Origin of the sequence: Corynebacterium urealyticum DSM 7109, assembly GCF_000069945.1 — a bacterium.
Taxonomy (GTDB): Bacteria; Actinomycetota; Actinomycetes; order Mycobacteriales; family Mycobacteriaceae; genus Corynebacterium; species Corynebacterium urealyticum.
This window is the reverse complement of record NC_010545.1, coordinates 1210754-1222777: the sequence shown is the minus strand read 5'-3', so window position 1 is coordinate 1222777 and position 12024 is coordinate 1210754. Positions and strand designations below refer to the sequence as shown.

General features: G+C 62.9%; 12 protein-coding genes and 1 tRNA gene. 6 read left to right on the top strand and 7 right to left on the bottom strand.

Features of this window, described 5'->3' with window-relative positions; genetic code table 11:
* Window positions 1-47: 47 nt before the first annotated feature.
* The 4 genes from CU_RS05210 to CU_RS05195 form a co-directional block, all read right to left on the bottom strand.
* Window positions 48-320 (bottom strand): phosphoribosyl-ATP diphosphatase, encoded by a 273-nt coding sequence (locus CU_RS05210; RefSeq protein WP_012360282.1) that lies wholly within the window; start codon window positions 318-320, stop codon window positions 48-50.
* Between the two features lie 108 nt (window positions 321-428).
* Window positions 429-839: a hypothetical protein gene (locus tag CU_RS05205; protein ID WP_012360281.1), complete on the bottom strand. Its 411-nt coding sequence runs from the start codon at window positions 837-839 to the stop codon at window positions 429-431.
* 13 nt (window positions 840-852) lie between these two features.
* On the bottom strand, window positions 853-2172 hold the full coding sequence (gene mshC, locus CU_RS05200) for a cysteine--1-D-myo-inosityl 2-amino-2-deoxy-alpha-D-glucopyranoside ligase (protein ID WP_012360280.1): 1320 nt from the start codon (window positions 2170-2172) through the stop codon (window positions 853-855).
* A 9-nt stretch (window positions 2173-2181) separates the two neighbouring features.
* Complete coding sequence (locus CU_RS05195; protein WP_012360279.1) at window positions 2182-3021, bottom strand: undecaprenyl-diphosphate phosphatase; 840 nt, start codon at window positions 3019-3021, stop codon at window positions 2182-2184.
* A 52-nt stretch (window positions 3022-3073) separates the two neighbouring features.
* On the opposite strand from CU_RS05195, the gene CU_RS05190 reads away from it, so the two are divergent.
* Window positions 3074-4270, top strand: a complete 1197-nt coding sequence (locus tag CU_RS05190) for a YncE family protein (RefSeq protein ID WP_231837610.1) — start codon at window positions 3074-3076, stop codon at window positions 4268-4270.
* 55 nt (window positions 4271-4325) lie between these two features.
* Complete coding sequence (locus CU_RS05185; protein WP_012360277.1) at window positions 4326-5453, top strand: quinone-dependent dihydroorotate dehydrogenase; 1128 nt, start codon at window positions 4326-4328, stop codon at window positions 5451-5453.
* A gap of 34 nt (window positions 5454-5487) precedes the next feature.
* Here the strand turns inward: CU_RS05185 and CU_RS05180 are convergent, their stop codons facing one another.
* Window positions 5488-6051 carry a YbhB/YbcL family Raf kinase inhibitor-like protein gene (locus CU_RS05180; RefSeq protein WP_041628478.1) on the bottom strand — a complete coding sequence of 188 codons (564 nt, stop codon included), beginning with the start codon at window positions 6049-6051 and terminating at the stop codon, window positions 5488-5490.
* 160 nt (window positions 6052-6211) lie between these two features.
* On the opposite strand from CU_RS05180, the gene CU_RS05175 reads away from it, so the two are divergent.
* The 3 genes from CU_RS05175 (at window position 6212) to CU_RS05165 (ending at window position 7832) form a co-directional block, all read left to right on the top strand.
* Window positions 6212-6300 (top strand) — tRNA-Leu (locus tag CU_RS05175).
* Between the two features lie 73 nt (window positions 6301-6373).
* Entirely contained in the window at window positions 6374-7072 is a 699-nt protein-coding gene (locus tag CU_RS05170; protein ID WP_012360275.1) for a TVP38/TMEM64 family protein, read from the top strand.
* 109 nt (window positions 7073-7181) lie between these two features.
* On the top strand, window positions 7182-7832 hold the full coding sequence (locus tag CU_RS05165; protein WP_012360274.1) for a hypothetical protein: 651 nt from the start codon (window positions 7182-7184) through the stop codon (window positions 7830-7832).
* A 93-nt stretch (window positions 7833-7925) separates the two neighbouring features.
* Here CU_RS05165 and CU_RS05160 read toward each other — a convergent pair whose 3' ends face one another.
* A complete protein-coding gene (locus CU_RS05160; RefSeq protein ID WP_173362315.1) occupies window positions 7926-8765 on the bottom strand; it encodes a DUF3097 domain-containing protein in 840 nt (279 codons plus the stop codon).
* Between CU_RS05160 and CU_RS10780 the strand changes: the two genes are divergently transcribed.
* Window positions 8752-9654, top strand: a complete 903-nt coding sequence (locus CU_RS10780) for a hypothetical protein (protein ID WP_012360273.1) — start codon at window positions 8752-8754, stop codon at window positions 9652-9654. The two genes, CU_RS05160 and CU_RS10780, sit on opposite strands and share 14 nt — an antisense overlap.
* Window positions 9655-9711: 57 nt before the next feature.
* Here CU_RS10780 and CU_RS05150 read toward each other — a convergent pair whose 3' ends face one another.
* Entirely contained in the window at window positions 9712-11673 is a 1962-nt protein-coding gene (locus CU_RS05150; RefSeq protein ID WP_012360271.1) for a DIP1281 family NlpC/P60 protein, read from the bottom strand.
* Window positions 11674-12024 lie beyond the last annotated feature (351 nt).

Genomic DNA, 12024 nt, shown 5'->3' with positions numbered 1-12024 from the left:
CGGCGCAGTCGGGGGTCCGTGCGTTTAATTGTGGCGCTTAGCTTGGACTAAAGATGCTTGTAGATGTCCTCGAGGCTGAGGCCCCGACCGACTGCCACAACCTGCAGCCAGTACAGCAGCTGGGAGATCTCTTCGGCCAGCTCCTCATCAGACTCGTACTCGGCGGCCAGCCACACTTCCCCAGCCTCTTCGACGATCTTCTTGCCCTGGAAATGGACGCCGGCGTCGAGGGCTTTGACGGTGCCGGAGCCTTCTGGGCGGGTGCGCGCCTTCTCGGAAAGCTCCGCGAATAGGGAATCAAAATTCTTGGGATTGCTCACGCCCCCATTGTGGCACGCGTCTCCCCTGCAGGTTGCAAGGAGCCCCGATAGTGGGGTGAATAGTCCGCCACATTGGGGTTGAGGCCGGGAGCCAGGGGGCTTAAAAGTCTACTCTTCGACGAGCTCTCGCACGGCGTCGCAGACCACCGCGGGCTCCCCACCCACCGTCTCGGTGAGACGGCTGAGGAATACCAGCAGCTCGTCCAGCTCCTCGCTATCCAACAGCAGCCCTCCGTTGGCATCGGAGATTGCGATGATTCTGCGGGCCCCCGCTAGGGACGTCTCCTGTGGATCCGCCCCGCCGAGAATGCTCTCCCCGATCGTCACCAGCTCGGCCTGAGCCTCGTTCACGGCAGACTCCGGATACGGAGGATCCCAATGCCCCCGCTCCTCGGCGCGCAGGTAGCTGCCGGTGGCCATCATCCGGAGGTTTTCGATGAACTCCGTGGCTGCCTCACGGACATCTGGTGGCCAATCGGAGAGCAAAGCATCGCCCACCGGGCGTCGGTGTTCTGCCACTGTGCTCGTCCTCCTAGACCGAAACACCGAGCAACGCGTCGAGACCCGCGGTGAGCGCCTGGGAAGCCGCAGTGCGGTCGGCGGCGGGGGTGACCTGGTAGCCGCTCGCGCCAATGCTCTCGTTCACAGCGGCTGCCCACTCATCGAGAGTGCGCAGCACGGAGGGAGTGTCGAGGTCGTTGGCCAGGTGTCCGGTGACGGTAGCCAGCACCTCCGCGACGCGCTGTGGGTTGTTCTCCTCGGCGGCTGCGGCACGCCACTTGGCGAGGCGATCCTCTGCCTCATTCAGGACCTCCGCGGACCAGTCGCGGTCCTCCCGGTAGTGCCCGGCGTAGAGCCCCACCCGGATCGCTGCGGGGTCGAATCCCTGCGCAGTCAGCGCAGAGACGAACTCCAGGTTGCCCAAGGACTTAGACATCTTGGTTCCCTCGAGACCGATCATGCCGGTGTGCACATAGTGGCCCGCCATGCGCTGATTGCCGCAGGCAGCCTCGGCGTGCGCCGCTGAGTACTCATGGTGCGGGTAACGCAGGTCAACGCCGCCGCCCTGGATAGCGAACTGCTCCCCCAATCGGTTCGTCGCGATGGCCGCGCACTCCACGTGCCAGCCAGGCCGACCCGAGCCGAATGGGGCATCCCACTCAGGCTCCCCGGTGCGGTGGGCCCGCCACAGCAGTGCGTCCAACGGGTGGCGCTTCCCCTCCCGCTCCGGGTCGCCACCGCGCTCGGCGAAGAGCTCGCGCATGGTGGCCTCGTCGTAACGGGACTCGTAGCCAAACTGCTCGGTGTAGGTGTGGTCGGCGTAGATATCCGGGTACTCCCCGTCCACGACGTAGGCCGCGCCCTTATCCAGCAGCGTGCTGACCATCTCAACGACCTCATCGATCGTCTCCATCGCCCCGACGAAGAACTCCGGCGGCAGAATCCGCAGCTGAGTCATGTCGGAGCGGAACAGGTCGGTCTGTTCTTTGCCAAGTTCGCGCCAGTCCACGCCATCGCGATCGGCACGCTCGAACAGTGGGTCGTCGACATCCGTGACATTTTGGACATAAGTGACGCCATGACCGGCAGCGCGCAGATAGCGGTTCACCAGGTCGAAGGTGTTATAGGTTGCCGCGTGCCCCAGGTGGGTGGAGTCATAAGGGGTGATCCCACAGACGTATATGCCCACCGGCGCGCCATCGTCCGGCAACGCGACCGCCTTGACCCGGTCATCCGCCGTGTCATAAAGCCGCAACTCTGGCAGAGCAGCCACCTCAGCGGCCGGGGAATCCGCTACAGCCGGAATGGACGACGGGAACTGTGGAACACGGGGAGCAGACCAAGAATGCATGGTTACCCACTATAACGGCTGCAAAACTCCGGCGCCCAGCAGCACCATCACCAGCACGCCGACCGGGATTCGCCAGGCCGCGAACCAGGCGAAGCTGTGGTTAGACACGAACTTCAACAGCCAGGCGATAGAGGCGTATCCGACGAGGAAGGCGATCAGTGTGCCAACAGCCAGTTGGCCTCCGCTTGCCGCCTGGCCTGCTGCCGGATCGAAGACATCCCCGAGCGAAAAAATACCAGAGGCCAGCACAGCGGGAATCGCCAGCAGGAAGCTGAACCGCGTAGCGACCTCGCGGTCCAGGTTGAGGAACAGACCGGCGGAAATCGTACCGCCCGACCGGGACACCCCAGGGATCAAGGCGAGGCACTGGGCCAAACCCATGAGCACCGCATCGCGCATGGTCAGCTCGTCGAAGGAGCGGCGTCGACGTCCAACCTTCTCCGCAAGAATGAAAACGAAGGAGAAGAGGATCAACATGGCAGCGGTGATCCACAGGTTACGGAGCTGGTCGCGGATCAGATCTTTACCAAAGAACCCCAGCACAGCGATGGGGATGGTGCCGGCGATGACCATCCACCCCATCTGATAATCGTGGTTCCGCCGGGACTTATCCGCCAGGCCCGCGAACCACGCGGTGAGGATCCGCCAGATATCTTTCGCGAAGTACACGAGCACCGCCAGCTCCGTGCCGAGCTGGATCACGGCGGTGAAGGAGGCGCCCGCGTCGGCTCCCCAGAACAGCTCGGAGACAATCCGCAGGTGGCCGGAGGAGGAAACGGGTAGAAACTCGGTGAGACCTTGCACGATCGAGAGCACGATCGTCTGCAGCCAAGACATTTCGGTAGGCATGCTTTAGGACGATACACCGACCCACCCACATCGGCTGGTAGCGTACTACCTGATGAATGCAGGTAAGCGTGTTTGGCGTAAACGAGGCGATGACGCGATGGCTTGGAAGAAACCTCTGACGTGGGCAGCTGCGGTGACAGCCACCCTTGGGCTCGGGCTGGCAGGTTGTGCCACCGAGGACACGGCAGATAACAGCGCGCCGGAGGGATCAGCAGCCAAGGAATCGGCGCCGAAGGGCGGCACCCCTGCCACCCCGGCGGGCTCCCCGACTGCGAAGGACCCGCTCGGTGAAGTGAAGAAGAATAGCGATGCTGGCGAGGTCATCGACGTTTCCCAGATCGGTCTGGATCCGAAAACCAAGCAGGTGGCGGCACTGAGCGCGTCCACGCTGCGCATCGGCACGCTAACCGAGCTGTCTGGTGAGGGAGAGGCGAAGAAGATCGACGTGCCGGAGAAATGCACGAAGGTCACGCCTTCGGCCGACGGCGTCATGCTTGCCTGTGAAGGCGAGCTGTACGAATACGGCACCGACGGCAAGCAGCTGAAGAAGTACAGCGTCGACGGCACCCCCACGGTGGCCACCGCCACGACGGACGGCCGGGTCTTCGTTGGATTCAAGGGCTCGAACAAGCTGAACTACTACTCCCCGTCCGGCGATCAGCTCGGAGAATCGGAGTCCATCGTCGTCAGTCGTAGCCTCGATGACCTCGTCCACGTCAACAACGAACACGGTGAGGAAAGGCTCGCGGTAATCGACCGCGACCAGACCAGCATCACCGACATCGATCTCGCTACTAACGGCCCGCGCGGTGCCCTGCGCATCGGCCAGGGAGTTGGCCTGACCAGCGTTGGCCGAGGGGATCAAGGGATCTTCATCGCGGCGGATACCGTGCAGGATCAATTCCAGGTTTTCACTCTGAACGACGTGGTGCGCCAGGTCCAGGCCGCCCCCACCGGCAAGAGCCCCTGGGCAGTCCTGTGGGACGGCAAGCGCCAGATCGCCTGGGTCTCCACCACCGGCGATAACAAGGTCACCGGCTACCGCATCGATAGCGGCACCCCGATCCAGGTAGCGAGCTTCGACTCCATCGCGAACGTGCGTCACATCCTGGACTCCCCCGGCGGCGACATGCTGCTCTTCGGTGCGGATGGGACAACCCAGCAGGTGTCGGCCGCGGACCTTGATGCCACCGTTGAGCGTGGGGTTCCAGGGGCCGAGGACTTCCCCGTGATTCACGAGGACCAGTAGCCCACTGGTCGCCACAGAAAACCACGTCCATCACAACACAATTCAGGAGACTGCCATGGCCCACACCCCAACTTCCCCTCGCTTCGAGCGCCTTTCGGGCTCGGCATATGACAAGTTGCTGAAGTTGATGTTCCGTATCCCGCCAGAGCGAATTCACGGCATGCTGTCGGGCGTTTTCCGTCGGATCGCTGACTCGCAGGTGGCCTGCGCTGCGGTCCGCCGCGCGCTTGTCGTCGACGATCCAGTGCTCTCCCAGACGGTGGCCGGTATCCGCTTTGATCGGCCTCTCGGCCTGGCTGCCGGCTTCGATAAGAACGCCGAGGAGTTCCACATCTGGGGTCCGCTCGGCTTTGGCTACTCGGAGCTTGGCACGCTGACCAGCGTTTCGCAGCCAGGCAACCCGACCCCACGGTTGTTCCGACTTCCTGAGGACCGCGCGATCCTCAACCGCATGGGTTTCAACAACGACGGCGCGATTGCCGCTGCACAGCGCCTCTCCCGTCGCCGTTGCCTAGAGCCCGTGGGTGTGAACCTGGGCAAGGCGAAGATCACCCCACCGGAGCTCGCGCCTAACGACTACCGGGAGTCCGCGCGTGCGGTGAAGGACGTTGCTGACTACCTGGTGATCAATGTGTCTTCCCCGAATACGCCGGGGTTGCGGGACCTGCAGGCCGTGGATTCGCTGCGTCCCATCGTCGCGGCTGTTCAGGAGGAGGCCGATCTTCCCCTGTTCGTTAAGATTGCGCCGGATCTTTCCGATGAGGACATCGACGCCGTGACCGATCTGGCCATTGAGCTGGGTGTCACCGGCCTGATCGCGACGAATACGACGATCAGCCGAGAGGGCCTGAAGTCCGACGCGCAGTGGGTTCGCTCCCTTGGTGCGGGCGGGGTATCGGGTGCTCCCCTGGCAGAACGCTCCCTCGAGGTGCTACGTCGCATCGCGGCACGTGCGGAAGGCAAGCTCGTGCTCATCGGTGTGGGCGGCATCGAGACTCCGCAGCAGGCCTGGGAGCGCATCGCGGCAGGTGCAAGCCTGCTGCAGGGCTACACCGGCTTCATTTATGGCGGCCCCAACTGGATCTCGAAGATCCACCGGGGTGTGGCCGCACAAATTCGAGCCCACGGCCTGCGGAATATCTCCGAAGCGGTGGGCTCGGGTCTGGAGTGGAAGGAGCTCTAAGCAGCCCCCACGCGATGAGCTCTTGTGTGGGGGCTTAATTCTCCGCCCAACCCCACAGGATGCCGCGCGCCAAAGCCTTGAACTGAAGGTTGAACCCCAGGACGGTCGGTGTTGCGGAGTCGCTGATGTCCAGCTTCTCCCCGACGGCGTGCACCGCGAAGAGGTAGCGGTGCGGGCCGTGGCCTTCCGGGGGCATGGCGCCGTAGTAGCCACGGCTTCCAGAGTCTCCGCGCAGTGCTGTTGCTCCCTTTGGCAGGCCAGCGAGCTCGTCATCGCCTGCGTCGAGTTGGAGGCTGGTCACGGAGGCGGGGATGTTGAAGACGGCCCAGTGCCAGAAGCCGCTGGCGGTAGGCGCATCCGGGTCAAAGCACGTGACTGCGTAGGTTTCGGTCCCCTCCGGACCCGGCTCCCAGCTGAGCTGCGGGGAGACATCGTTGCCGCCAAGTTGTGCCTCCGGGAGGCGGTCCCCGTCGGCGAAGGTCTCGCTGGTGACCTTCAGCGTGGGCAGGTCGGCTAGTGGCGCATACGGGTCCGGACCCGGGAAGCGCTCGTCGACATAGGAAGCGTGAGTTGAAGCATCTTCTGGGTTAAGAGTCATGCTGTTTAGTCTACCGAACAATCTTTTGCTCCACGCATGATTTTTCGGAACTTTAATGCCCTGACCAGCCAATTTGTTTTAATTTCATAAGCTGGATAGAGTGTTTCAAGCACGCACGGCCTAGGTGCTAAGGTATCTAATCGCAGTGCATGCTTACCCTGTCCGGGTGGCGGAATGGCAGACGCGCTAGCTTGAGGTGCTAGTGCCCTATTAACGGGCGTGGGGGTTCAAGTCCCCCTCCGGACACCAGAGATTCGCCCCGCTTGAACCAAGCGGGGCGATTTTTCATTGGATCTCACGTGGCTGGAAGGGGCGCCCTCAAGTGCTGACCCATCTTCGCGAGCGCTGGGCGCAGCTGGGAACCAGGGCTCAGATCGGTCTCTTCCTCGCCGCGCTCACGGTGATCGCCTGCCTCTTCTTCATCCCTCTGCCCTCCCCGCACACCATCCGCGACTGGGTGGGGTCAACCGGCCCCTGGGCGCCACTGGCATACCTGGTGTTGATGGTCCTGTGTACCCAGTTTCCGTTCCCTCGCACAGTCTGGACGCTGAGCGCGGGGCTGATGTTCAACCCGTTGCTGGGTATTACCCTGATGTTCCTGGGGCTCGCGCTGTCAGCCACCATCTCCGTGCTGATTTTCCGCCGCGTCGGTGGTCGGTGGAGTTCGGCCGAGAACGGTGCCGACCCGCGCGTGGCAACCTTGCGCAAACTGATTGAACAGCGTGGCTGGCTGGCTGTGCTGGGGCTTCGGCTCGTGCCAGCGGTGCCGTTTAGCTTGCTAAATTACGCCTGCGGCCTGGTGCGTGTACCCCTGCCCGGTTTCCTCTTCGCCACGGTGGTGGGCAGCGCTCCCAATACTGTGGGGCTCATCATTGCGACCAATAGCCTCACCTCCCAGCACCTGGACCCTAGTTCACGGATGCTGTGGCTCGTGGCCTCGGCCCTGTTGATGCTGGTGGGACTGGCTATCGCGTCCCGTGAGGCCTGGCTTTGGCGCAAGCTCGTCGGCAGCAGGTCCTAGAATGGTGTTCATCGACGCACACGCGCCGTCCCGTTTGATGTCTCCCTGCCGTCGCAGGAACGCAGCTAGAGTCCCGCAGTCCCCAATTAAGAAAGCCTAGACAGCAGCAGTGTTCGCAATTTTCGCTTCCTACCGTGGCCGCTCCCGCCGGCGGGCGGAATACGTCGAGGAGGTCGCCGAGGCCTTCGCTAACGCGGACTCTGTGCTGAACGTGGAACAGGTCGGTGTCGAGGACCTGCTCTGCCACACCGAGGGGGCTGAGGAGACACTCGCGGTCGTTTTAAGCCTGATCCAGGCCGGGGACTTCGCCATTGGTATCGGACGCACCGTGACGATGGTCGAGCTCTACCCAGAAAGCGCTGAGGACTGGGAGGAATTGGCGCCGTACGAGCAGATGGCTGCTACTGGCGAGGTCGCGCGGAGAGCGGTCCGCATCCGGCAGCGGGCTGGTGAGGTGAGTGTTCGGCTGGAACTGCCTGGCTCAAATCACACACAGGCACCAGGCAAGGGCACGGAGGTTGCTGAAGATATTGCCGCCGCGTTTACCCTCATCGCCCACGTGTTGGCGCGGCGGACAAAGGAGGGACGTGAGGCTACCGCCCTTCTGCGGTCTGGTTACTCGCAGTCGGAGGCTGCGGAGGTCGTCGGGATCTCCAAGCAGGCGATGAGCCAACGGCTTGCTTCTGCGGGTTGGCAGGCCGAGCAGGCCGGGTGGAACCTTGCGGTGCACATGCTCGCCCGCGTGGACGAGCTGGGCTAACTCGCACCGGGACTGAGGCAACTGCCAGGGGCGCTGAACCCGCGTGGGGGCCAACCGAGCGACCTAGGAACGCCCCGCGGATATAAGGGTTCGCTATCCCCCGACCGTCACGAAGTCGATGAGCCGCTCCACTGCCCCCAGCAGCGAGGAGTCGAGGTCCCGGAAGGTTTTTACAGAGGAATAGACCTTCCGCCAGCCATCCTGTGGGGTTCCCCAGCCGAGCTGCTGGCACACCCCTGTCTTCCAATCGATCCCACGCGGCACGTGTGGCCAAGCTTTGATTCCAACTGAGGACGGTTTCACGGCCTCCCAGATATCGATATACGGGTGGCCGGTGACCATCACGTGGGGGCCAAGGCTCTGAACGAGCCGCATCTCCTTGGTGCCTTCGATCAGATGATCGGCGAGCACGCCGACGCGCCGATCGGCGGTTGGCTGGAACTCAGCGAGCCTTTCGTGGAGGTTGTCCAAGCCCTCGATGTACTCCACCACAATGCCCTCGACTCGCAGGTCGTGCCCCCAGACGCGTTCGACGATCGCGGCGTCGTGAATTCCCTCCACCCAGATGCGGGAGGGGGCGGCGACCTTTGCTTCGACGTTAGCCACCCGGCGGGAGCCGGAATTGGAGATCGTGGGTTCGACGGGCACCTCGCGGGGCGCGACGTACCGGCTGAGGCTGACCCGCTGCCCCTCGAGGAGAAAGCCGCCGGGGCGCAGCGGGAAGAGGCGTTGGGCGCCATGGCGGTCTTCAAGCTTCACGCACCAACCATCGATCGTCTTCTCCCCACCGACGACCTCCCCCACGAAATCATCGGCGAGAACTTCGATGATCAGCCCCGGCTCGGCGGGCACCTCCGGGTACTGTGGCCGTTTCGTGCGGGCGTGACCTTTAAGAATGTCGCCTGAGTAAGGGTCGCGATTGTTGAAGCTCATGGCTGTCAAGCTTAGGCTAAGGCGAATGAAAGATGTCGGTGGCGCAATGCCTAACGCTGAAACGAAACGGCTGATCCGCAGCCAGCTGTGGTCTCCAGTGCAGAACACGTCCCTATGGCTGGCGTGGTGGCTGCACGGGGTCATTAGCACCGACGAGGTGATCGACTCCTTCCATGCGGTGCAGGGACGCCACCACCGGGTTCTCGCAAAGGCCAGCGGGTCTGTCTCAAGCACCGCCACAGAGGCGGATGAGGCCACCGGATTGATTGACCTCCTTAAGACCGTGCGCGCAGTCACTGACGGGGCTCCCGTCGGACTAGAGCACCGGCCGCTGGTGAATTTGGCGCTGGCTGGGATGGGTGATCCACCACCATTGCCGGTTGGGGAGGCCGCTGCGGCGGTCGCCGCGGCGGGTGCGGGGATCTCCTTTGCGGACGAAGACCCGCTCGTCCACCACGTCGCCGTGCCTGAGATCGTTGATTCCTCGGTGATTTACTGGCACTGGTACACCGCTGAGGGGCGAGCTCCGCAACTGCCAACCAACGGGCCGGGCGACGCGGATGCAATGTTGCGGCAAGCGACGGACCGGGCGGTTGCGGGGATCGAATCCAGCGGGGTGATCGTTCGCTGGCCGACCGGTTCGGTCGGTCCACGGATGTTGGTCGGGGCGCTGAGCGATGCTTTCGGCGTGCCAGGATTGCCCGTGAACGTTCCTTCGCGCGCGGAGAAGCTCATGGCCCGTGCCGACTATGTCGCGGCCATCATTGATGTCGCGCGCGACTCTGCGCCTCAGTCAAGCCTCGATCCTTTTCTCCTGCCGCTGGGGCGGGCAGTGCGGGTTGCGCGCATGACGGCAGTGGATTATGCGCAACGAGAACTGCTCCGTTAGTCAAGGCGAATAACTTGACTAACGGAGCAGTTCCGCAGGAGCTCATTTAGCGTCTCATCACTCGATCATGCGCACCGCGTAGGGGCTCATGCCGTTGTAGCGAACGTCGGAAATCTTGACCACATCGCCCGACTGCGGGGCCTCGATCATCTTCCCGTCGCCGAGGTAGATCGCGACGTGGTACTCGGCGTTCGGTCCCCAGAAGAGCATGTCGCCACGCTTGATCTCCGAGACCGGGATCTTGCGGCCCTGGTTGTACTGGTAGCCGGTGTAGTGGCCGATATCCAGGCCCACTGCGGCGAAGGCGTAGAGGGTTAGACCGGAGCAGTCGAAACCGATCTTCTGGTAGTCGCCATACTGGTCCGCCACACCCCCGTCGCGGATTCCGAGCGTCGGGCCATTGGCGTTTCCGCCGCCCCAGGCGTACTGCACGCCGAGCTGGCTCATCGCGCGGTCGATCACACGCTCGATCTTCTCTTCAGCGGTACCGCTGGTGTCGACGGTGGTGTCCGCGGACGGCAGGTTGTCGTTATCAGGTGCCGTGACCGGTGGCATCTCGCCGGGGCGCTCCTCCTGGAGGCCGGTCTCCGGATTGATCAGAATGCCCTGGGACTCTGCCTGCTGAGCCGGGTTGTCGCTTTGATCCGGGGTCTCTGCCTCTGCGGTCTGCTCGGCCTGCTGCTCAGCTGGCTCCTGCGCGGCTTCGGTAGGGGTCGTCGTCTGGTTCTGCGACGGCGCCTCGCTGGTAGCCGGAGTGGTCTGCGTGCTCTGTGCATTGCCCGCGTTAGCGACGAGCTGATCGTAGTGCTGGCCGGCGGTGTTGCGGCCCGCTTCACCAGCAGCACGCAGCGCACCGGCACGGTCCTGACCGTTGGCGGCGGCAGTGGCGCCCGCCCGGAAGGCGTCCTGGCCAGCAGCGATCAGACCATCGATGGCCTTCTGGCGGTGATCGTCACCAGAGCTGGATTGTTCGAAGCTTGCGGGGGTTTCTGGCGCAGTAGTTGCCGCGGTGTCCGGCGTAGGCGCCTCGGACGGCGCCTGGGTTTCAGTCGTTGCAGCAGTAGTCTCAGCGGTGTTGTCTCCGGAGGCTGGTTCCTCGGTCTGTGGCGTGTTCTGCTGTGGAGTATCTGGTTGCTCGGAGCTCTTAGCGGAGTCCTTCTCCGCCTTCTCCTCGACCAGGTTTGCGGCCTTCTCGGCAGCGGCGCGCTTTTCGAAGGAGGACGCCTTCGGCTTCTGGTTTGCCAGCGTCTCGATCGCGCTCTTGGCTGCGCGAAGCTTCGCCTGAGCCTGCTCGGCCTGACGCTTGAGCTTCTGGTACTCCGCGGAGATCGTCTGCAGCTGCTGCTGCGAATTGCGCAGCGTTTCCACGGCAGTCTGATGCGCCTTGACTGCATTCTGGACTGCGTTATCCGCGGCCTCGCGGGATGCGCGAAGACGAGATTCTTCGTTTGCGCTCTGGGTGCGTGACAAGTCCAGGCGGTTGACTACGCCCTGCTGCTTTTCGGTTGCGAGACGAACATAGCTGGCGCGATCCAACTGGGACGCTGCGGAATCGCCTCCCGCAGCGAGAGTTACCGGAGCTGTGTGGCCTCCCTGCTTATATGCAGAGCGGGCGATCTCGTTTAGCTTCTCTTGGGCAGTGTTGACGTCCTTTTCGGCACTGTCTAGTCGCTTGCGCGCGGACAGCGTCTTATCCTGCGCCTCCTGGGCGGCCTTTTGGCTGCGCTCCAGGTCCACGCGGGATTTATTTGCCGCCTCGCGGATGCCACCCATCCGGTTGAGGATGTTGTCAACCTCGGATTGCTTGCTGGAGGTCTGGTCCACTAGGTCCGCGAGGTATGCCTCAACGGACTCCTGGTCCTCTGCTAGTGCGGGTGCGGTGGCCGTGTGCGCATAGATGCCAGCGGTCACAGCGACCGCGAGAAGAGTGCGACTAGACCGCGCGATGTTTGCCGTATCGATACGGCCGATGCTCGGGCGAGATAGCACGTTAAAGATCTCCTGGTTGACGGTGGACATCCACAGGAAGGTCGCCCGCGGTCCGGTTTATCTCACTTCCCCATGAGATGAAGCACGGTCCAGGGGGTGTCCGAAAGCTTCGGCGCAGCTCGAGTAACTCGAGTGCCCTCCTGTTTCAGTCGATGACGTTGAAAACCCTAGGGCACAAATGCATAACGGAGCGACTCAATTCACATAAGTATCAAATTAAACACACGCCACTTTGGTCATGTCATATGGCTTGACCAGCGGAAAGGTAAAGAATTGGCAAATTTGTGAGGTGGGTCACATTTAAGGTGTTGATGGCGTGTCTGCTTGAAGTGTGCAAGAAGGCTTGCAAATCGCTGAACTTTCAATTTAGGTACGTCAAGC

Coding starts and splice junctions, on each gene's coding strand:
- CU_RS05180 (WP_041628478.1), bottom strand. CDS start 6,051: ATGACTCTTAACCCAGAAGATGCTTCAACTCACGCTTCCTATGTCGAC.
- CU_RS05150 (WP_012360271.1), bottom strand. CDS start 11,673: ATGTCCACCGTCAACCAGGAGATCTTTAACGTGCTATCTCGCCCGAGC.
- CU_RS05160 (WP_173362315.1), bottom strand. CDS start 8,765: ATGAGCTTCAACAATCGCGACCCTTACTCAGGCGACATTCTTAAAGGT.
- CU_RS05185 (WP_012360277.1), top strand. CDS start 4,326: ATGGCCCACACCCCAACTTCCCCTCGCTTCGAGCGCCTTTCGGGCTCG.
- mshC (WP_012360280.1), bottom strand. CDS start 2,172: ATGCATTCTTGGTCTGCTCCCCGTGTTCCACAGTTCCCGTCGTCCATT.
- CU_RS05195 (WP_012360279.1), bottom strand. CDS start 3,021: ATGCCTACCGAAATGTCTTGGCTGCAGACGATCGTGCTCTCGATCGTG.
- CU_RS05190 (WP_231837610.1), top strand. CDS start 3,074: ATGAATGCAGGTAAGCGTGTTTGGCGTAAACGAGGCGATGACGCGATG.